We start from the raw sequence: 22,554 nt of genomic DNA, 5'->3' as shown, positions 1-22,554 counted from the left end.
CTTCCTGTGATCCAACAACGTAAAATGAAAAGACTGCTCAGTCGTTCAGCTTTACTGCTAACTGCTGCTAGCTTTCTAACACTTCCTCTGGCAACCTCAGCTTTCGCTGGCAAGGAAGGTGTATTTCTAAGTGATTCCGTCTATTTCACATTAGACAAAGTGTCATTATCGGTAGGGGCTGAAGATGGATCACTTCGTTTCTCATTAGGCTTGAACAATCATGGTGACTCCATCGTCGATTTTAATAATTATGGCGTAAAAGTCATAGATGCGAATGGCATTACGTATACAGCGAAGCTTAATGAGAAGGTAGTAGCACGTGTGAAAGCAGGAGAGACGGGGACGTTCAAATTTACGTCTGAAATTCCGAACAATCTGACCCCTTCCGATTTGAAGGTTGATATTTTCAGATGGAATAATAACACGACATCAGAGATTGGTGCGCTTTCTGTCGAATCTGCGATGGTTGATGCAGGTCAAACGCTGGAGCAGCAAGCAGTTATTAATTTAAAAGAGATTGATACAACGCTAGCTGAAGAAGTAATAGTAACCGCCAGACTAGGAAAAAGTTATAAAGTTTACAAAGACGGCGTGTGGATGCTCTATACAGATCTCACATTAGCCAATGAGAGTACCTCCAGCGTAAAACTGCCAGATGGTCTAGAACTCAATTTCTATGATAGTAAAGGATTGACCTATGGCGCTCAGTTCGTTGCAAGTGTGGGCACATTGCTTCCTGACCAACCAGTGACCGTGAAAATACAGGCGGCTGTACCAGCTTCTCTCGACACGAGTAAACTGTCCTTGCTTTTCTCTCCTAAGGGCAAAGTGAAAACGACGGTACTCGGTACGTTGAATGCAGCGAAAACTTTCTCAGTTGGCAAAATTGGCGACAAAGTGGCTTATCCAATTACAGAATCGAATGATGATTTGAAAGGCCTAGTCATCGCGACTTCTTGGGCAACGGCTGTCCAACAATCCGATGGGTTGCACGTTCAGGCGAATGTGACGTTGACCAACGAAGGTGAAGGCATTATCACGATTCCTAACTTAACAGCAGAGTTCCAGGCAAATCGTGGCAACGTTGGCGTGACATCCAGTGATAACGCGGTGCGCACATCGTATTTATCACCAAATGAATCCACTACGTTCCGTTTCCAAGGCGTGGTGCCAGCGGCGCTTAGCCCTGAAGCGTTACAACTTGTTTTGCTCGAGAAACAAGCTACAGCTGCGTCAACAACACCGCAAACAGGGACAGGCAGCAATGGCAATACGGGGAATACGGGGAATACGGATAACAATACGAAACAAGTATCCTCCCTGCCAGTAGCTATTACCTCACTTGCGGGTGCAGGTGCTGCGAGTGAAGGTACAACCTATGCAGCTGCACAAGATTATAAGATCGGTGAATCTTTTAAATTTACATCCTCGAATGCGATTGATTCCAACGTGGATATGTCTCTGGTTGAGCTGGGTTTGAGTGTGAATTCAGATTTCGGTTACAAGACGGTAGTTGGAAAATACAAATTAACGAATAAAGGCACATCCACCTTAACGTTGCCGGATATTCAAACGGATTTAACGAACGAAGATGGCTACACCTATACAGGTGTTCGTCAAACCAATGTGGCGAAGAGCATCGCTCCGAATACAAGCTATGTGATGAGCTACTCGTACATGGTACCTGATAGTGAGGATGCGGATAAGCTTGCGCTAAATCTGTATGATACAAGCCGATTGGCACTTGGCTCATACAAGGCAGAAGTGCAGCCTGTACCAGCGACGGGTCCTATCTCCGTATATCCATTTACGATCGATTTTGACGATTACTCGATAAGTACGACCTATAGCAAAGACGGCGGGTATGGTTACCGTATGCGGTTAGATCTGGATGTGCAGCGTCAAGCACAAGTGATCACGGATGCGAATTTCTCCTCGCTCTTGTTTGAAGTGGTGGACATGGAAGGACGTCTACTGAGCTCCAAAACAATGACCTTCACAGGTCAGCAAAAAATAATGTCCGGTATTCAATTCCTAGAATTTCCAAATTTAAGATCGGAACAAGATACATCAGGCTCATTTATCAATATTTATGAAGTTGTTTCCACGCCGAATGGGGAAGCCAAACGTTTGATCAGATCAATTAAGCCATAATCGAATGGGTAAAATGAAAAAAGAGTAGGTCCAGATAAACTGGATCTACTCTTTTTTGTTACTATAACAATTCTGGAGCGAGTGGATAAGCCGAATCTACGAGATCTAAACGACCTGTTTCCGGATCGATGATCAGACCGTGAACGGGTAAATTTTTAGGTAATAATGGATGATTTCGAATAATATTAACGCTCTTCTCAATGCCATCGCGCACATGTTCGAAACCAGTCAGCCAGCGTTTCAAATCAATACCAGCATGTCCCAGCGTTTCGACGACATCGTCCGAAATACCTCTTGCCTTCGCATTAGCTAGAACCGTTTCGGAGTTAAGCCCCGTCATCCCACAATCATAATGACCAATGACGAAAACTTCATCAGCTTCCAGTTGATACACAGCGACAATAATACTGCGCATCAGACTGCCGAAGGGGTGAGAGACGATGGCACCGGCATTTTTAATAATTTTGGCATCCCCATTATGTAGGTTCAAAGCTTTAGGCAGTAATTCAACTAGCCGTGTATCCATACAAGTGACGACTACCATTTTTTTGTCTGGAAATTTCGTTGTCAAAAACTCTTGATATTGTTTCGTTTCTACGAATTCTTTGTTGTAGCTCAAAATTTCATTAATCAAAGACATGGTGTTCCCTCCAGGTAAGTTGTTGGCTGCGTTTCTATGTTGTGCAGCATTATCGTTTATCGACTAAGCTCATACCCGCATTGTAAATCTGATTATTACTCTTTAGTATATAAGATTTATTTGCGTCGTGGAAGTCAATTTTCATGTTCTCTTCGAAAAAGATCTCGTCCTTCGCTTTATAAATCAATTGAAAAGTGTCTGTCACAGCGGAAATATCATCGGCATTTGCTTTCGTAACCAACCACAAAGTAGGCACACCATTCACCGAACAACCGCAGCCTTCCGTATCAAAAACGAGCTTCAGTAAGGTGTTGTTTTGATCTAAATATGGTGACAATCGTTGTTTCGCTGTATCCGTAAACGTGATGTTCATTCCGGTCATCTCCCTCGTGTAGTTGCACCAAAAACAGCCAGTCATTCCAAGGCATTATTATATTGTACCACATCTAGATGGAAATTTGATTCTCTCCCTCGTAGGAAGTATGATAAATATTGAAACATTTGGGAGCATATGCTTCCGAAACTAGTTTTCTATCGAAAACTTGAAGGAGATGAGCACATGAGTGTTAGTGTTGTAAATGCGAAATTGGCATCGTTCAAATCTTATGTTCGTAAAATGAAGCAGTACGAAGAGGCAATCTCTTTGATTTATTGGGACATGCGGACAGGTGCTCCGAAAAAAGGGATTGAAACGCGTTCCGAAGTTGTCGGTGAGCTCTCCACCGAGGTGTTTCGGATGTCTACGTCGGATGAAATGGGAAGTTATCTCGACTTCTTCATGCAGCCAGCTGAACTGGACCAATTAGATCCCATTTCCCGTAAAATGGTGCAAGAATGCAAAAAAGAATATGACCGCAGCAAAAAAATACCAGCTGAAAAATATCAGGCCTATGTCGTATTAACGTCTCAGGCAGAGTCTGCTTGGGAAAGCGCTAAGCATACTTCTGATTGGGCTTCCTTCCAACCATACTTGGAGAAAATCGTAGCGACTACACAAGAATTTATCGAGTTGTGGGGCTATGAAGGGCATAAATATAACACATTGTTGGATATGTATGAGCCAGGAATGACAGTTGAGAAGTTAGATGAGGTATTCGGCACCCTACGGGAAAAAGCAGTTCCATTGCTAGGGAGGATCGCCGCTTCAGCCAACCAGCCTAATCGTACCTTCTTAGATCAACAATTTGATATCGGTAAGCAAAAGCAATTCTCGCTGTCAATTTTGAAACAAATGCAATATGATTTCGAAGCAGGTCGCCTGGATGAAACTGTCCATCCTTTTGCTACAGCATTGAACCCAGGTGATGTGCGTATTACGACACGTTATTTGCCCAATGATATCACTTCGGCCTTGTTCGGGACGATTCATGAAGGCGGACATGCGCTGTATGAGCAAAATATTTCAACAGACCTCGTTGGAACGAATCTCTGCACAGGTACTTCCATGGGGATTCACGAGTCACAGTCCCGCTTCTGGGAAAATGTCATTGGTCGCAGCAAACAATTCTGGGATCGCTATTATGGTGAGCTTCAGACGACGTTTAGCGGGCAAATTGATGATGTTAGTGTCGAAGATTTCTACCGTGCCATTAACCATATTGAGCCATCTCTCATCCGAATTGAAGCAGATGAGCTCACGTATAACTTACATATCATGATTCGCTATGAGCTTGAAAAAGGGTTATTCAACGGTACGATTGCCGTAGCAGATCTTCCAGCGGCGTGGAATGCGAAATACGAGGAGTATTTAGGGGTAACACCACCGAATGACGGAGAAGGTGTCCTGCAGGATGTTCATTGGTCTGGCGGCGCTTTCGGCTATTTCCCATCGTATGCGCTTGGGAACATGTACGCGGCGCAATTCACGAACACGCTCCGGAAAGAGCTGCCGAACTTTGATAGCTTAATTGCTGAAGGCAATCTGGCACCTATCAAAGCATGGTTGACGGAGAAAGTGTACCAGCACGGTAAACTGCTCACGCCTAATGAAATCATTCAGCAAGTCACAGGAGAACCGTTAAATCCGGAATATCTGGTTGCGTATTTGGAAGAGAAGTACTCGGAAGTATACGGCATTTAGAGGATTTCAGTAGTTAGGCGCATAGTAGCAATAGGAAGTACTAGAAACAGCTTTCCCTTGACGGTTATCCGTCTGGGGAAGCTGTTTTTTCGTGTTGCTGTTTGTCAGTCATCTCCCATGCCTTAGCATGTCTTCGTACACATGCACAAACGTATCCTCCGTATCTTCGTCAAATTTCCCAAATTTTATGGACTCCTCAAGCTTTTCTGTAAGAACCATTAACCGACGTCTGGGCTCTTGCATACGATACATTACAATTCGAATCGGAGGGACGTCATATGAACAATCGGAAAAGATGGGGATTTACACTATCCGTCGTTCTGCTCCTAAGCTTAATTGCTTCGGCGTGTGGAACCAAAACGGAAGAAACGACGAAGGTGCGCATTGGTGAGGTGACGCGTTCCTTGTTCTATGCACCGCAATATGTCGCGTTATCACAGGGGTTTTTCAAAGATGAAGGGCTTGATGTTGAGCTCACAACTACACCTGGCGGAGATAAAACAATGACCGCGCTGCTCTCGAATGCCATTGACGTTGCTCTAGTAGGCTCGGAAACATCCATTTATGTGTCTCAACAAGGGTCAGATGATCCAGTAATCAACTTTGCTCAACTTACTCAAACGGACGGAACGTTCCTAGTTGCGCGCAACAAAGTGGATAAGTTGGATTGGAACGCATTGAAAGGAAAAGTTTTCCTTGGCCAAAGAAAAGGTGGCATGCCACAAATGGCAGGCGAATTCACCTTGAAGAAGCACAACATTGATCCACAGAAGGATTTACAGCTGATCCAAAATATTGATTTTGCTAACATTGTTTCTGCATATGCCTCAGGCACAGGGGAGTATGTACAGCTTTTCGAACCGCAGGCGTCCATTATTGAAAAAGAAGGCAAGGGGTATGTGTTGGCATCCTTTGGGGTAGAAAGCGGACATTTGCCGTATACCGTCTTCATGGCGAAGCAAAGCTTTTTGAAGTCGAATGCAAGCACGATTCAGAAGTTCACGAATGCCATTCAACGGGCGCAGCTATGGGTTGCCGCGAAAAGTGTGGATGAAATCACCGAAGCAGTTTTGCCTTATTTTAAAGATATTGATGTCGCGATTGTCAAAAATGTAGTGAAACGCTATAAAGATCAAGGCTCCTTCGCCCCAGATGGCATTGTGGATGAAGCCGAGTGGAACAATTTGCTCGATGTCATGGCATCAGCAGGCGAACTGAAAGAGAAAGTAGCATGGAGTAAATTAGTGAATAATTCCTTTGCAGAAAAAGCGAAAACGAATGTGAAGAAGTACTAAAGATATTCCCGCAAGATGGAGATAAGAGGAGGTTAGGCGCCATGGAAACAGCTGTGCAGGTTGGGGATGTCACGCAGGTTTACGTCACAGAAGAGCGAGCCACGCTGGCCCTCCAAGGAATTTCGTTCAACATTGCAAAAGGCGAGTTTGTCAGTTTGATTGGTCCTAGCGGTTGTGGCAAAACAACGCTCTTATCCATCATTGCGGGACTCCTTCCGCCGACCTCTGGCAGGGTCACCGTAGCCGGTCATCGTGTGCAGGGGCCTTCGGCAAAAGTAGGCTACATGCTGCAGCAGGACTACTTATTTCCTTGGCGAACGATTGAAGCTAATGCTTGTATGGGGTTGGAAATCGCAGGCTCACTGACGAAAGAGAAGAGGCAGGGGGCGCTTCACTTATTGGAAGAGATGGGTCTGCTTGCTTTCAAAGATTATTATCCCGCGCAGCTATCAGGGGGCATGCGGCAACGCGTTGCGCTCGTCCGAACCTTGGCAACGGAACCGGAATTGCTGCTATTGGATGAGCCATTTTCCGCACTGGACTATCAGACGAAGCTGCAGTTAGAAGATTTGGTTGTAGAGACGCTGCGCGCAAAGAAGAAAACAGCGATACTAGTCACGCATGATATTTCAGAGGCTATTGCCATGAGTGACCGCATTATTGTGTTGGCTCCGAATCCAGGGCGTATTCGCAGATCCTTCGAAATGCCAGACGTTGTTCGGGCAGCCGTACCTTTTGAAGCGAGAGAATTGCCTGAATTTCATATACTATTTCGACAAATATGGCAGGAATTCGGGGGTGTGCAGCATGGATAATCGAGATGAGCAGCACATCCTCAAAGACCAATCGAATGAGAAATTAAAGCAGGATGTTCATCAGCGTTTTTTGAAAGCAATAAAGAAAGAAACGAAGTGGGTCCGCCTCTTTCAATGCGCGATTTTAGTCTTATTTTTATCCATATGGGAAATGGCATCGCGATTGAAATGGATTGATGTGCTGCTTTTTAGCTATCCATCTAAAGTATTTCAGCTGCTATGGGAGAAGTTGCTTGACGGAACGCTTCTTCCTCATGTAGCTGTCACTGTAGAAGAAACGATTATTGGGTTTTTCTTGGGGACTATTTTCGGAACAGCCTTAGCGGTCGTAATTTGGTGGTCTCCTTTTCTATCGCGAGTATTGGATCCCTATATTGTCGTGCTCAATAGTATGCCGAAAGTAGCGCTAGGGCCCTTATTTATTGTAGGCTTCGGGCCTGGACTACTTTCCATTATCGCGACAACACTGTCGATTACGGTTATTATTACGACGCTTGTTGTATACGGCAGCTTCAAGGAAGTGGATCATAATTACATTAAGGTTGTCAAATTATTCGGTGGCAATCAGCGTAAAGTTTTTCTCAAAGCCATACTGCCCGCTTCGTTTCCCACTATTGTTTCTACGCTGAAAGTCAATGTTGGCTTGGCCTGGATCGGCGTCATCGTCGGAGAATTTCTAGTGTCCCAGAAGGGGCTGGGATACTTAATCATATACGGCTTTCAAGTCTTTAATTTCACTCTAGTGATATCCACCTTATTCGTTATTGCTTTAGTCGCTACGGTGATGTATCAGCTTGTTGCCAACCTAGAGAAAAAACTAACGAAACATCGGTAATAGAGAGAGGCTTGCCACAACACCATGCAAAATGAAATAATGAGCCCATAGAATAACCTGTAAAGAGGTGAAAACGCTATGGGCTTTCGTGTGCTCAAAACAGCAGTTGCCGTCATAATCGCGATGTACTTGGCGTATATATTAGGGGTTCATACACCAGGGGCAGCGGGACTTCTTGCCATTCTGGGTATTGAAGTGACGAAGAAGAAAGGCATTCAGAGTGCCCTACACCGTATCGCGGCATCCATTCTGGCTTTATTCATTGGTTCAATTTTGTTTAACGTGCTTGGCTTCCATATCTGGGTCGTTAGTTTGTTTATTCTTATCGTGTTTCCCGTTCTAGTTCGGCTACGGATTACCGAGGGGGCTGTAACAGGCGCGGTCGTGATGCTGCATCTCTTTGCATATGAGTCAGCCGACTGGCAGTCCGTGCTCAACGAGCTGATTTTGTTAGTCATTGGACTGGGATCAGCGACCCTCATCAATATCGCTTACATGCCGAAGGCAGACACCTCACTGAACGCGCATAAACGAAAAATTGAGGAATTATTTTCTGCTATATTTATTAACATTGCCAAGCATCTTCGGGACAACAAAGTCATTTGGGATGGAAAAGAGCTGCTGGAAGTTAGTGAGGAAATCGAAAATGGCGCCTTAATGGCAAAACGTTCAATGGACAATACGTTGTTGTTCGGCTGGGATCCTTATTGGCGGGTGTATTTCTATATGCGAGGCGAACAGCTCGAATCAATACATCGGATGATTGATCTAGTGGCCGGTGTGTATCAGACTTTACCTCAGGGAGAGTTAGTCGCTGCGATCTTCGAAGATATTAGCCAAACTGTCAAGGAAGACTATTATACAGGGGCTGCGGAGAAAGAATTACAAGAGCTGGTTGCCCGATATAAATTGATGCCCTTGCCTGAGAGTCGTGAAGAATTCGAAGTGAGATCAGCGATTTTACAGCTTAACAGGGAGTTAATGCACTACTTAGCTATTGCCAAAAAGCAAAAAAAACACCGCCCTGAAGCGGGTTGACTCTGACAGATATAAGTATTTTTGAATCTCAAAAATAATATAAAATAATTGTCACTCTAGACTACTGTCCTGCATACACTTGTAATGAATGATTGTATGGAGGAGGTTGAAAGGATGTCATTAGATAAAGATTTGCAATGCAGAGAGATCATTACAAAGGCTGTCTGCGGTAAAGGTCGCAAATTTTCTCATGTAAGTCATACCGTGACTCCGCCTTATTCTCCAACCAGTATTTTGGGCGCTTGGATTATTAATAACCAATTCGAGGCTGTCCATTCATCTGGAGAGGGCGTAGAGGTAGTTGGTACTTACGATATCAACATCTGGTATTCTTACGATCGTAACACCAAAACAGACGTAGCAAAAGAAACCGTATCGTATGTAGAAATCGTTGGACTAAGCTACCTGGACAAAAAACATAAGTCGACGACAGCCGAAGTATCCGCTGTCGCAACGCAAGAGCCGAACTGCGTAGAAGCAAGTATCTCTTCCAGCGGCAGCGGCGTTGTCATTCGGGTAGAACGCGAATTCCAAGTGGAACTCATCGCCGAAACCAAAGTTTGTGTAGTCGTTTGCACCAACGGCTGCAATGATTTCGACGATAAGCACGTGGATTTCGATGACAGTGGCGATGGGGATTTTGAGGATCTAGACGCCGATCTGCTCGAGGATGAACTGGATTAAGGAACTTTATACGCCAGTATATGCGGGCTAAAGAGGTTCGGCAGAGGGCATTTGCCCTCTTTTTTGTTGTATACACACATTTGGGCAGGATGCGTTTAGATACAAGCAGCAAAGCTTGAAATGAGGGGGTGTTAGTGTGGAAACCTTCTTCCTGCACGCTCAGGAGAAAGATGCACTTGAGCTTGCTGAACGAATTCGGATTCCTAGTGGGTCCAGGCTTCCTGAGAACTGGCAAGGACAGATCATATTGCATTGGGGCGCTGCACATGATGAATATCCCCACCAGGCTGCTCTGCAGCCCATTAAAGCGATCATGCGCGCTCAGAATCGAAGGAAGCGGGAGGAGATACTTCAGCTTCACGGGATGAAGACAATGGCATCCCATGCTGCCTCAGCTCAGGGGAAAAAGGAAGCGAAGCCATTTATACTTAAATATAAAGTGGCTGTTTTTCACTTACAAACGCTTCTCATCTATGAAAAAAAGGAGACCGTTCTGCTTGCGGAGAAATCCTTGCAACATCAGAGACAATATAGTGTGAACGCAGCTTACATAGAAGTTGGAACAGCTCAAATCAACTTCCACGCTCGCAGAGCGAGCCGGGAATCCGTTAAAGCCATTTACGCACTTGGCTTAGACTATGGCCTTGTCACCATCGGTATCACGCCTAGCGGGCATACGCTCGTGCTAGATGTAGATCCCGTTCCAAAGCTGAACGGGAGATTGGCACAGCTCTTTGCACAAGCGATTGATCATTATGATGATTCACTCACGAAAGAGCTGGAGCGGAAAGAGCGAGTGATGCTCGGCTGCGATCCCGAGTTCCTGCTGGTGAATCCGCAGGGTAAGGTCGTCTTCGCCGACCGTTTCTTAACCCGGGAAGGCACTGTGGGCAGCGATGCCATCGTATTGAGCGGCCATCGCGTGATTCTGCCGCTAGCAGAGCTGCGCCCGCAGCCCAGCGTTGATCCGCTGCAGCTTGTAAAGAATGTGCGAGTGACCATGGGGATTGCTGCACGGAAGATTACAGACCAGAGCTTAGCATGGTGCTCGGGCGGCATGCCCGTACGAGGCTACCCGCTTGGCGGCCACATCCATTTTAGCCGCTGCTGGATGAATGTACATCTGCTGCGAGTGCTGGACAATTATCTCGCACTGCCGCTGATCTTAATTGAAGACGAATCAACCCGCGGTCGGCGTCCAAGGTATGGCTATTTAGGTGACTTCCGCAAGAAGTCACATGGCGGGTTCGAATACCGAACTCTGCCAAGCTGGCTACAGACTCCCACCATTACACGAGGTGTGTTCGCACTTGCCGCATTGATTGTTAATAATTACTGGCGATTGCCGCGGAAGCCGCTGCAAGAACTCGATATCCAAGCGGCCTATTACAAGGGTGATAAGATCAGGATTCAGGGTGAGGTTGCCAAGCTTTGGAAGGATTTGGAGCAACTCAAGGGGTATGAGCTCTATGCAGGGGCGTTGGAAGGGCTTCGATTACAGATCACCTCCATGCTGCCTTGGCGCGAAATGGCAGACATTCGGATCGCTTGGAAAATTGCACCCGGTGTGCGTAAAGAAGCTTTTGACGAAGAAATCATGTTATAATAGATTATCTATTGCATCCTAGAGTTAGAGATGATTAGTAGATAGTTAGCCGTTGGTTTTTCTAAAAATGTGTGGCATGTGAAGGCTGTACACGAATTCCATTGTTCTGCTTGCCCGGGGGCGATTTACCTGCGGCAAGCAGAATGATTTCTATGAGGTTGTGTATCGTTGAAAATAAGATTGATAGTTTCAAAGAGTTCACTATTTATTTTGCAATAGGTTGGAGGAACACGAGTTGGCTACATATACGCCGATGATTCAGCAATACTTAGCCGTGAAGGCACAGGTGCCAGATGCTTTTTTATTTTTTCGTCTGGGCGATTTTTATGAGATGTTTTTTGAGGATGCGATTAATGCATCCCGTGAACTTGAAATTACGTTAACAGGCCGTGAAGGTGGCGGTGAAGAGAAAATTCCGATGTGCGGCGTTCCACATCATGCGGCAGACAACTACATGTCCCGCTTAATTGAAAAAGGTTTCAAAGTCGCCATCTGTGAACAGGTCGAGGATCCTGCAGAAGCCAAAGGTGTTGTGCGGCGCGAAATTGTTCGGATCGTTACGCCAGGTACCGTAATGGACAGTAAGTTGTTAGGCGAATCTGTCAACAATTACATCGTTTCTTTGGTAAACCAAGCGGATGGTTACGCGTTTACAGCGTGTGATATTTCAACAGGTGAGCTTTATACGACGCAGCTGCCTCCTTCATGGGAACTCGTGGCAGATGAGTTGAATGTATATAATCCTTCCGAAATTGTAACGAATCAAGCTTTGCTGACTACGATTCGTGAATCGGGCGCAGCTTGGGGCCGTAACATGGTGCTGACGGAATGGACGAACGCGGATGAAGCCTTGCTTGATGAGCATTTCGCTGAAGATGCTGCGCTAGCGGACTTATCCAGTATCAGTCGACAAGGTGTCGCATTACTACTTGCCTATTTAAAAGAAACTCAAAAAAGAGCACTTACACACGTAAAGCACATTCGTATCTATGAACCGGATCAATTCATGACGATGGATCCATTTACGCGTCGTAACTTAGAACTCGTTGAAACGGTTCGTGAACGTGCCAAAAAAGGTTCATTACTATGGCTTTTAGACAAAACCGTAACCGCAATGGGTGCACGGATGCTGCGCCGCTGGATCGAGAAGCCGCTGATGAACGTGGCTCGTATTGAAGAAAGATTAGAAGCCGTCAATCTCCTCTATAATCAATTGATTGTACGTGAAGACGTGAAGCAAGCTCTGAAGGAAGTCTATGATTTAGAGCGTCTAGTTGCCCGCATTTCTTATGGCAATGCCAATGCCCGCGATATGATTGCGCTGAAGCACTCCTTACAGCAAGTTCCGATGCTCCAGCAGTTATGTGCCACATCTGGATCCGAAACACTGCGGAAGCTCGTTGAAAATATGGACGTCTGTGATGACGTCATGTCTTGGATTGCCAATGCCATCGAGGATGAGCCACCTGTATCCATTCGTGACGGGGGAATGATTCGCGAAGGCTATCAGCCTTACTTGGATACGCTTCGTGAGGCAAGTAAGAACGGGAAGCAATGGATTGCTGAGCTGGAGCGTCAAGAACGTGAAGCAACGGGCATTAAGTCGCTCAAAATCGGCTACAACAAAGTTTTCGGTTACTTTATTGAAGTCACGAAGGCCAACATGTCCGCTTTGCAGGAAGGCCGCTACGAGCGTAAACAGACGCTTGCAAACGCAGAGCGTTATGTGACGCCAGAGCTCAAAGAAAAAGAAGCGCTCATTCTGGAAGCGCAAGATAAAATGATCGATCTGGAGTATGAGCTGTTCACGGAGCTGCGCGACCGGATTTCCAAGCACATCTCCAGACTGCAAAAGCTGGCGGAGGTCATTGCCACCGCCGATGTCTATCAATCGCTGGCAACAGTCAGCGCGGCGCATCACTTCCGCAAGCCGGAGATCGGCGAAGGCTTCGATCTTGAAATCATAGACGGCCGACACCCGGTGGTGGAGGCTGTCATCCAGGACGGCTCGTTCATTGCGAACGGGACGAGCCTGTTGCAAGAGCAGGGCCGCATCCTGCTGATTACCGGTCCGAATATGGCCGGTAAGAGCACGTATATGCGGCAAGTTGCCGTGATCTGCCTCATGGCGCAGATCGGCTGCTTTGTGCCTGCGAACTCCGCGCGGATTCCGGTCACAGACCGGATCTTCACGCGGATCGGCGCTGCCGATGATCTCATCGGTGGGCAGAGTACGTTCATGGTCGAGATGATGGACATCCAGGTCATGACGGAGAAGGCCACAAGTCGAAGCCTGGTCATCATTGATGAGCTGGGTCGCGGCACCTCGACAGGTGAAGGCATGGCGATTGCTCAGGCCGTCATCGAATTCCTTCATGATCAGATCGGCTGCAAGACGCTCGTGTCGACGCATTTCCATGAGCTCGCGCATCTGGAAGAGAGCCTTGGGCATCTGCGCAATCACTGCATGGCTGTGAAAGAAAGCGGCAGGCAGGTAACCTTCCTGCGCAAGCTTATCCCTGGGGCAGCCAGCACAAGTTACGGCATCTACTGTGCCGAAATTGCCGGGCTGCCGGATGCGATCATTCAGCGCTCGTATGCGCTGCTGAATGGCTTTGAAGAGCGTGCAGCAGCAGCGCCGCACGTACAAGTAGCCACGAGGGAACCCGTGGCTGCAATGACGACTGCCACAGCTGAACCTGTGGCAGCCCCGATCCGTCAGCTGTCCCTCTTCGAAGAGGACAGCCCGGCTGAAGTTGCCGTCAAGAAGAAGCATGACGGCAAGTCTCAACTGGTGCTTGACCAGTTGAAGGGGATTGATCTTATCAATATGACGCCGCTGCAGGCGCTCAATTTGGTGTATGAGTGGAAACAAAAGCTACAGTAAAATCAAGACTGGGATACTAATCTTACTATTTTTATTATCAGCAGTTATTCAACATTCATCTTCAGATCACAATTGAACGGAGATATCCATATGAAAGTATCACCACTTAGCAAAAAAGCTTTGAAAGCAACGTTAGCATTAGCATCGGCTCTAGCCGTCGTTATGCCTGTGAGTGCCATGGCACAAGAGGATTTGAATACTGTTCTCGTACGAAAAACACTGGTTGAAAACCATGTGAGCGGCGTCTCCTTAGAGGCGCTTGAGAATAAGAACATTGAGCAAATGCTCGAGAGTTTGAAGGATCCCTATACGGTGCTATTCACACCGCAGGATTATGGTCAATTTTCAAATACCCTTGAGAACAGTTTTGAAGGCATAGGCTGTGTGATTGGGCTCGACGATAAAGGCGTTTATGTGTCAAAACCAATCCCAGGCTCGCCAGCAGAGCTTGCTGGCCTACAGAAGGATGATTATATCCGTGCAGTAGATGGCGTTCCCGCCTCTACTACGTCAATTGACGAAGTTCGGAACAAAATCATCGGTGTCGCAGGGACCAAAGTGAAGGTTACCGTTTTGCGCGGAGATCAAGAATTAACGTTCGAGATTACACGCCAAGCTGTGAATTCCCCTGAAGTCTATAGCAGCAGCTTTACCAATGGTGTTGGGTATATTCAAATCACGGACTTTTCGGATGAAGCTGACGAGGAATTTGACAAACAACTAAGTACGCTCCAGGAAAAAGGATTGAAATCGTTAATCCTAGATGTGCGTGACAATCCCGGTGGTTATCTGGAAACAGCGAGGAATATTGCGAAGCATTTTGTAAAAGACGGCGTCCTCATTCATACGAAAGATCGGGATGGTGTCGATGATCCTGTTAACATTACCGGGGGTAATCCGCTGGGGATTCCTGTTTATATTTTAGCTAATGAAAATAGTGCCAGTGCTTCTGAAGTGCTCTCAGGCGCTCTTCAGGATTATGGAGTTGCGAAAGTAATCGGTATGCAAACCTATGGGAAAGGAAGCGTGCAGCAACTATTTGAGTTTCCGGATCATAGTGTTTTGAAGGTGACTGTAGAAGAATACCTAACACCCAAAATGCGGAAAGTGAACAAAGAAGGCATTACACCAGACCTCAAGGTTGATGGCGTATCTGCACAATTTATCACAGCCCTTCATGAATCTGGGATAGCGAATATTCAAGTTATGATCAAGAAACATGGTGCTACTTATAACGGCGTTGATGTCGGTTTTGGCTTTGGTAGCTTCCAAGAGAAAGGTAAGTTTTATGCTTCAGCAAGAGGACTTGCCGCTCTAATCGGAGCTAAGATCTCATGGAATAATGCAGATCGAACTGTTGAGATCACAGATAACAAAGGAACGCATGCATTTCCAATTGAAGCGGATAAGTTGATGATTGTAAATGATGCGAGCTATATCAATGTCGATCTCTTTGATGATTATTTCCCACAACTGAAGGTTAATGTTCAAGGGGACACGGTTTCAATTCAAGGTACAAAGGGGAACTAAATCAATGGGCAAAATTCAGCTCTTAAGCGAGCATATTGCGAACCAAATTGCAGCAGGTGAAGTGGTGGAACGACCTTCATCGGTCGTGAAAGAGCTGGTTGAAAACTCGGTTGATGCGGGAAGTACCCGTGTTGATGTCACGATTGAAGAGGGTGGCTTGAGTCTTATTCGGGTATCGGATAATGGTTCAGGCATGGCACTTGAGGACTGTGAATTAGCTTTTCAGCGGCATGCGACGAGCAAAATCGCGACGAGCAAAGATCTATTCTCCATCCGCACGTTGGGTTTTCGAGGGGAGGCTTTGCCCAGTATTGCCTCAGTCTCCAGACTGGAGTGTGTGACAAGCGCGACTACAGATGGACTAGGTCGGAAAATCGTCATCGAAGGCGGCACGATTCGCAGTGTGGAAGAAACTGCAGCTTCGCGCGGTACGGAAGTGACGGTACGCGATTTATTTTATAACACGCCAGCTAGATTGAAATATATGAAAACGATCCAGACGGAGCTTGGGCACATCTCTGATTATTTATATCGTCTTTCATTGGCTCATCCGGGGATTGCTTTCATGTTAAAGCATAACGGAAATGTGCTGCTCCAAACGTTAGGCAACGGGGATCTGCTGCAAGTCATTGCAGGCATCTACGGCACGGCGATTGCCAAACAAATGCTTCCTCTCCAAGTGGAAAGCTTGGATTATACCATCACGGGCTTCGTGGCGAAGCCCGAAATGACGCGCGCGAATCGCGGCGGCATCTCGACCATTGTCAATGGTCGGTATGTGCGCAACTTCGCGCTGAATCAAGCACTGCTGCAGGGGTATCATACCCTGCTGCCGATCAACCGTTATCCCGTTGCTGCGTTGCATATCGGGATGGATCCTGCGCTTGTGGATGTCAACGTGCATCCATCCAAGCTCGAAGTCCGCTTCAGTAAGGAAGCGGAGCTAACGGCATTGATCGAAGCCGAGGTGAAGCGGCTATTTGGGCGACAAGTGTTGATTCCAACGGGCGTCAAGGCGGCAGCCGCTCCGAAAGGTGCATATGTCCAGGAGCAATTGGAGCTCACCCGTACGGTGGAGCCTCCGAAAGAAACACGCAGCGCATCGATGGATTTGGATGCGGAGTTTTTTAAAGATCATAAGGATCCTGAAGATACGAATAAGCTGAATTTGACGGAGTCAAGTGTTGCGCAAAGCACGGAGAAGTCTTGGATGCCAACGCTGCCGCAGATTAAGGAAACGGCACCAGCATATCAGCAGCAGCAGGTACCATCTCCTGTGACGTCTGTGCCATCTCCAGTGGCACCTGTGGCACCAGTGGCACCTGTGGCACCAGTAGCCTCACGGCCGCCATCCACTAATCAAGGATACACGTCCTCTAGCCATGCACCTTATCGCAATACCTCTATTCAGCAGCAACGACGCACGAATGAGGCATTTATGGATTTGATGCCTTCCAATGAAGATAGCGATGCACCTAAGCTGCCGACGTTTCCAAGATTGGACCCGATTGGACAAATGCATGGCACCTATTTGATTGCTCAGAATGAAACGGGCTTATATCTCATTGATCAACATGCGGCACATGAGCGCATCAATTATGAATATTTTTATGAGCGTTTTGGCAATCCTGCTGAGGCGAGCCAAGAATTACTCGTTCCGATTACCTTGGAATTTACACCGTCTGAGGCGGGTGTCATTGGGGATAGGCTTGCTTTGTTTGAGCAAGTAGGCGTGTTTATGGAAGCTTTTGGCGGCAATACGTTCCTAGTGCGTGCGCATCCACATTGGTTCCCATCTGGCGAGGAGAAGTCCATTGTCGAAGAGATGTGCGAACTTATCATTTCGGACCGGAAGGCATTGGATATTGCTAAGCTGCGTGAAAAGGCGGCGATCATGTGCTCCTGCAAGGCTTCCATTAAGGCTAATCAAGGTCTTAGCGTTGTCGAGATGGAGATGCTCATTGATCGACTTGCTGGCTGTAGGAACCCCTACACTTGTCCACATGGACGACCAATCGTAGTAAGTTTTACAACGTATGAGTTAGAAAAAATGTTTAAGCGAGTGATGTAACCCTGTGCTAGTGACAACTTCGTATAACCCGTCTGCCGAATTGGCAGCGGAAGCCGCACGATTATCAGCTTTATATGGTGGCCGAATTGTGCCCCGGAAGAAGTATTCTTTGGAACTTCTTAGGAGAAATTATAAGGATAGTTCCGTTCTGCTTGTGACAAGAGAAGAGATCAGGTACTATGAAGAAGACCACCCTGCAACTTTTTTCCATCCTAGCATGTCCCTCGTACGTGTCAAACGGATGCAGCGAGGAGAGCCTGATTTACTCATTGAGGCATCAGGAGCAGGTCCAGGAGACCGTATCGTGGATTGTACAGCGGGATTAGCGTCGGATGCGATCGTCTTCTCTTATGTAGTTGGTGAGGAAGGGCGAGTTACAGCTCTGGAAAGTGAAGCGATACCGGCCATGCTCATCCAAGAAGGATTGGCTCAGTATCAGTCGGAGATACCAGAGTTGAATGCAGCGATGAGACGCATTGAGGTTAGGCGGACAGATCACCTTTCTTATTTGCAAAAGTTAGAGACGCAGAGTGTGGATGTTGTTTATTTTGATCCTATGTTTCGCAGTCCGATTGAGGAATCCCAGGCGATATCCCCACTTCGGCATCGTGCGAACGATGAAGCAGTTAGTTTGGCTTCGATCGCAGAAGCAAGACGCGTTGCGCGCAAAAGTATTGTGCTTAAGGAAAACAGAGAAAGTTCAGAGTTTGCCCGGCTCGGGTTCGAGCATGTGTTACGATCAACAACGAAAACAACGTATGGAGTGATTCGATTGTGTTAGCCCCATCTCCCAAGCCGAAATTACTCGTGCTACTTGGTCCCACCGCAGTTGGCAAAACCAAGCTCAGCTTGGAGATTGCGCAGCGCTTCAATTGTGAAATTATTTCTGGTGATTCGATGCAGGTTTATCGTGGCATGGATATTGGCACTGCCAAAGCTAGTGAAGCGGAGCAGCAAATCGTTCCGCATCATTTGATTGACATTCATGATCCGTCGTACTCGTTTTCTGCAGCCGAATTCCAAGAGCGGGTCAAAGGATTAATCCATGACATCCACTCGCGTGGCAAGCTGCCTTTTATCGTAGGTGGCACAGGCTTATATATCGAATCGGTTTGTTACGATTATCAATTTACCGATGTCAGTATGGATGAGGAATTTCGGCAAGCACAGGAAGCCTTTGCGAATACGCATGGGGAAGAGGCCCTGCATGCCAAGCTGCGGGAGATCGATCCTGAAAGTGCAGACCGTCTGCATGCGAACGATCGAAGACGCGTCATTCGAGCGCTTGAGATTTTCCATATCTCAGGTGAAACGATGACCGCTCATTTGGCCTCCCAGAAAAAAGAATCTCCTTACGAACTATGTATTATTGGGTTAACGATGGATCGAGCTCTTCTTTATAAGCGGATCGAAGAACGCATTGATGCGATGATACATGAAGGTTTGGTGGAAGAAGTACAAGCGCTTCTTGCCGCTGGCACCCCAAAGTCAGCGATTTCGATGCAAGCACTTGGCTACAAAGAGATCGTTAGCTATCTGGAGCATGAGCTTAGTTTCGAGGATGCCGTGACCCTGCTTAAGCGGGATACACGTCGATTTGCGAAGCGTCAATTGTCTTGGTTTCGGCATATGAAGGACATTGATTGGGTTGATGTGACGGACATAGCAAATTTTTCTGCCCATTTCGAAATGATTAGTGATATACTAGCAGGAAAGTTTGTACATAAAATAGAATATAATTAACAAATATCACCATTAGAAAATAGCGCCGTGAAGGCGAAAGTTTCATTCCATTAAGGGGGACATACTGATGAATCGATCCATTAATATTCAGGACAATTTTCTAAATCAGCTGCGTAAAGAAAGCATTCCCGTTACTGTTTATTTAACGAATGGCTTTCAAATTAGAGGACTTATTCGTGCATTTGATAACTTCACCATCATTATTGACAGCGAAGGACGTCAACAAATGGTGTACAAGCATGCCATCTCTACCTTCACACCACAGCGTGCTGTTTCGTTAATGGCAGCTGCAGAAGCAACGGAATAATTGGGTTCTCGCTTCAATTTGCAACTTTTTAATGGACTGAAACGTCTAACCGAATAGAAACTTTTGGGAGCAACCTTGTATAAAGGTTGTTCTTTTGTTGGTTTCATCTTCTAAATAGAGAGAAACGAAACGTAAGGGAGTTGGTGAATATGGATAAACCTACGAGACGTCCATCCACGCCGCAAACCAAGCCAAGGGAGTCCAAACAGAGCAATAATAAGGGCTCTAAGAAAAAGCGATTTAGTGCACGTAAGCTCATTATGGGTACCATCATTGCTGCAATCGTTGCTGTGATCTGTGCGACAGGAATCTATATTGTTGTCATCATGAGCGGCTTCAAAATTTTGGATGCGAATATTGATAAAATTATTTCCACGACAGAGTCGACACTTATTTATGCACAAGAGGAAGGCAAAGATAAGGATGGGAAAGACAAACCTGCCACAGAGATCTCAAAAATTTATCGTGGTGAAAATCGGGAAAGCGTTAATATCAAAGACGTGCCTGAACGACTGCAGCAAGCTTTTATCGCTACAGAGGATCGGCGCTTCAATGAACATTCGGGTGTTGATTTGAGAGCAATCGGCCGTGCACTTGTTACCGATATTGTTCACATGAGTGCAGTTGAAGGCGGTAGTACAATTACGCAACAGCTGGCCAAAAACGTATTCCTTAGCTCAGAGAAGACCGCGTTCCGGAAAGGAACGGAAATGTCAATCGCCTTTGCGCTTGATGAACGGTTTACGAAGGATGAGATTCTAGAGAAATATTTGAATCGTATTTTCTTTGGGAGTAATGCCTACGGTATTAAAGCAGCAGCCAAGGTGTACTTTGGCAAATCGAATTTGAATGACTTGGAAGTATGGGAAATGGCGACGCTTGCCGCGTTACCCAAAGCGCCTTCGAGATACTCACCATTAACACATCCTGATTTATCCAAGGAACGTCGAGCTGTTGTTCTAAGGCTGATGACGGATCAGGGTTACATTACAGAGGCTGAGCGTGCGAAAGCCGCTGCTGTCGATTACGTACCGCCTACGACTGTAAGCACGGGGACGAAAGCATATGCCTCATTCGTAGACTATGTCGTAAATGAAGCGGAAGATATGTATGGTATTGAAGAAGATGAGCTTTTAACCAAAGGGTATCGCATTTACACAACTATGAATATCAAAGCGCAGCAAAACATTGAGAAAACCTACGCGGAACCGAGTTTCTTCCAAAAGGACGCAACAGATGGTCAAAAAATTCAGAGTTCGATGGTAATTTTGGATAATAAAACCGGTGGTATCATGGGATTAATTGGTGGACGCGATTATAAAACCAAAGGGTTCAGTCGTGTGTACTCGAAAAGACAGCCAGGATCTTCATTTAAACCAATTGCGGTTTACGCTCCTGCTTTAGAAAGTGGGAAATATACCCCATATTCGTTACTTGATGATACGCAGACGTCTTTCGGCTCGTATACACCACAAAACTATGACCGTCAAACACATGGGCAAGTTACGATGTTTGAAGCCGTCAAGAAATCCTACAATCTAGCACCTGTCTGGTTATTAAATAAAATAGGTGTTGGGACGGGGACTGCTTTTGCTAATAAATTAGGTACTACCTTAAACGCTCAGAAGGATCAGAATTTGGCAGTTGCGCTAGGCGGCCTCACGGATGGCGTATCGCCATTGCAAATGGCGACAGCTTACACGGCCTTTGCTAATCAAGGGATTCAAAACAAAACGCATGCGATTCTACGTATAACCGATTCACAAGGTAAAGAAGTTGCGGCATACAAGCCGGAGAAAAAGCAAGTCATGCAGGCGAAAACTGCCTACTACATGACCTTGTTATTGCAAGGTGTAGTAGAAACAGGTGGTACGGGTGTCAAAGCGAAGTTGAATCGGCCAGTTGCCGGGAAGACGGGATCTACAGGACTTGATATTAAAGGCATTGAACAGTACGATCGAGATGTCTGGTTCGTGGGCTATACGCCTGAATGGACTGCGGCCGTGTGGGAAGGCTTTGATAAAGTCGATTCCAAGCATTATGTGACGGTAGGAAGTGGCAGCACAGCTGCTATTTTCAAGGAAGTCATGACGTTGTCGTTAGCGGGCAAGACAGTTACAAACTTTGTTAAGCCTGCAAATGTAGATGATTTGAAAGAACCGCCGACTGGGATTGCGGATGTATCAGCCGTTTACGTCCCAGAAACGAAGCAAGTGAAAATAGCATGGACTTCGTTAGGCGATAAAGTTAGCTACCAATTGTTCCGTAAAAGCTCAACTGAGGCAGAAGCTCAAATGATTATTCAAACACCTAAATCGCAAATTGAAGACACGACGATAAACAGTGGGGAAACCTATCAATACTACGTCGTTCCGATGGAAACGAGTTCGAATACGCCAGGTGCGAAGTCGAATGTAGCTACCGTCGAAATTCCAAAGGATAATTCGTTGCCGAACGGAGGGCTTCCATCTCCTACACCATCGTTATCTCCTTCACCTTCACCTGGGAATGGGACCAGTCCATCCCCGTCACCTTCTGGGAAGCCAGTTCCTTCGCAGTCGCCAGTGCCAACGATTAAACCAGGTAATGGCAATGAAACCGGACCTAGTCCAACGCCGAGTCCATCCTTGAGTCCGAAGCCGACACCAACGCCGACACTTTCTCCGGGTAAGCCAACGGATGACAAGCCGAAGAGTGGGACTTAGTTCGTAAAGCGAGCATAATAAGGCCCTAAAAGGGCCTTATATCTCAGGGCGAGGCGGACAAGCATTTAACGTCCGAAAATGGCGTTATAAAGCTTTTACTCATCGCCAAGCAATCGCTCGATGGCACTTACGTCCTGCAATGCCAATCACATTTAAACTGGAGG

Annotated in this window: 17 protein-coding genes; 15 read left to right on the top strand and 2 right to left on the bottom strand. The window is 46.4% G+C overall.

From position 1 onward, the window contains the following. Positions 1–6: 6 nt before the first annotated feature. A complete protein-coding gene (locus tag AC58QM_RS04930; protein WP_497281900.1) occupies positions 7–2,154 on the top strand; it encodes a hypothetical protein in 2,148 nt (715 codons plus the stop codon). 61 nt (positions 2,155–2,215) lie between these two features. Here AC58QM_RS04930 and AC58QM_RS04925 read toward each other — a convergent pair whose 3' ends face one another. Beyond that, positions 2,216–2,794 (bottom strand): beta-class carbonic anhydrase, encoded by a 579-nt coding sequence (locus AC58QM_RS04925; RefSeq protein WP_497281898.1) that lies wholly within the window; start codon positions 2,792–2,794, stop codon positions 2,216–2,218. A gap of 49 nt (positions 2,795–2,843) precedes the next feature. After that, the gene (locus AC58QM_RS04920) at positions 2,844–3,167 is read right to left on the bottom strand and encodes an iron-sulfur cluster biosynthesis family protein (protein WP_497281896.1); all 324 of its coding nucleotides are present in this window, start codon (positions 3,165–3,167) and stop codon (positions 2,844–2,846) included. A 186-nt stretch (positions 3,168–3,353) separates the two neighbouring features. Here AC58QM_RS04920 and AC58QM_RS04915 point away from each other — a divergent pair, with 186 nt between their 5' ends. From AC58QM_RS04915 to AC58QM_RS04850, 14 genes are all read left to right on the top strand, one after another. Further along, a complete protein-coding gene (locus AC58QM_RS04915) occupies positions 3,354–4,874 on the top strand; it encodes a carboxypeptidase M32 (RefSeq protein WP_497281895.1) in 1,521 nt (506 codons plus the stop codon). Between the two features lie 278 nt (positions 4,875–5,152). Next, the gene (locus AC58QM_RS04910; RefSeq protein WP_497281893.1) at positions 5,153–6,169 is read left to right on the top strand and encodes an ABC transporter substrate-binding protein; all 1,017 of its coding nucleotides are present in this window, start codon (positions 5,153–5,155) and stop codon (positions 6,167–6,169) included. A gap of 41 nt (positions 6,170–6,210) precedes the next feature. Next, positions 6,211–6,984, top strand: coding sequence for an ABC transporter ATP-binding protein (locus AC58QM_RS04905; RefSeq protein ID WP_497281891.1), 774 nt, complete (start codon positions 6,211–6,213; stop codon positions 6,982–6,984). Continuing rightward, on the top strand, positions 6,977–7,819 hold the full coding sequence (locus AC58QM_RS04900; protein ID WP_497281889.1) for an ABC transporter permease: 843 nt from the start codon (positions 6,977–6,979) through the stop codon (positions 7,817–7,819). Before AC58QM_RS04905 ends, AC58QM_RS04900 begins: the two co-directional genes overlap by 8 nt. A gap of 78 nt (positions 7,820–7,897) precedes the next feature. Further along, positions 7,898–8,857 (top strand): aromatic acid exporter family protein, encoded by a 960-nt coding sequence (locus tag AC58QM_RS04895; RefSeq protein ID WP_497281887.1) that lies wholly within the window; start codon positions 7,898–7,900, stop codon positions 8,855–8,857. 114 nt (positions 8,858–8,971) lie between these two features. Further along, positions 8,972–9,541: an outer spore coat protein CotE gene (gene cotE / locus AC58QM_RS04890; RefSeq protein WP_497281885.1), complete on the top strand. Its 570-nt coding sequence runs from the start codon at positions 8,972–8,974 to the stop codon at positions 9,539–9,541. Between the two features lie 136 nt (positions 9,542–9,677). Further along, entirely contained in the window at positions 9,678–11,147 is a 1,470-nt protein-coding gene (locus tag AC58QM_RS04885) for a putative amidoligase domain-containing protein (protein WP_497281883.1), read from the top strand. A gap of 235 nt (positions 11,148–11,382) precedes the next feature. Beyond that, the gene (mutS, locus tag AC58QM_RS04880; protein ID WP_497281881.1) at positions 11,383–14,034 is read left to right on the top strand and encodes a DNA mismatch repair protein MutS; all 2,652 of its coding nucleotides are present in this window, start codon (positions 11,383–11,385) and stop codon (positions 14,032–14,034) included. Between the two features lie 90 nt (positions 14,035–14,124). Next, on the top strand, positions 14,125–15,564 hold the full coding sequence (locus AC58QM_RS04875; protein WP_497281879.1) for a S41 family peptidase: 1,440 nt from the start codon (positions 14,125–14,127) through the stop codon (positions 15,562–15,564). 4 nt (positions 15,565–15,568) lie between these two features. Further along, positions 15,569–17,635, top strand: a complete 2,067-nt coding sequence (gene mutL / locus AC58QM_RS04870; RefSeq protein ID WP_497281877.1) for a DNA mismatch repair endonuclease MutL — start codon at positions 15,569–15,571, stop codon at positions 17,633–17,635. A gap of 4 nt (positions 17,636–17,639) precedes the next feature. After that, positions 17,640–18,416 (top strand): class I SAM-dependent methyltransferase, encoded by a 777-nt coding sequence (locus AC58QM_RS04865; protein ID WP_497281875.1) that lies wholly within the window; start codon positions 17,640–17,642, stop codon positions 18,414–18,416. After that, complete coding sequence (gene miaA / locus AC58QM_RS04860; RefSeq protein ID WP_497282757.1) at positions 18,407–19,378, top strand: tRNA (adenosine(37)-N6)-dimethylallyltransferase MiaA; 972 nt, start codon at positions 18,407–18,409, stop codon at positions 19,376–19,378. Before AC58QM_RS04865 ends, miaA begins: the two co-directional genes overlap by 10 nt. Positions 19,379–19,445: 67 nt before the next feature. Beyond that, entirely contained in the window at positions 19,446–19,685 is a 240-nt protein-coding gene (gene hfq, locus AC58QM_RS04855) for an RNA chaperone Hfq (RefSeq protein WP_056620871.1), read from the top strand. A 149-nt stretch (positions 19,686–19,834) separates the two neighbouring features. After that, on the top strand, positions 19,835–22,390 hold the full coding sequence (locus tag AC58QM_RS04850) for a transglycosylase domain-containing protein (RefSeq protein WP_497281873.1): 2,556 nt from the start codon (positions 19,835–19,837) through the stop codon (positions 22,388–22,390). Positions 22,391–22,554: the final 164 nt, after the last annotated feature.

It is taken from the genome of Paenibacillus sp. J22P165 (genome assembly GCF_059692015.1).
The sequence above is the reverse complement of the archived record's forward strand: the minus strand, read 5'-3'. Positions and strand labels throughout refer to the sequence as shown.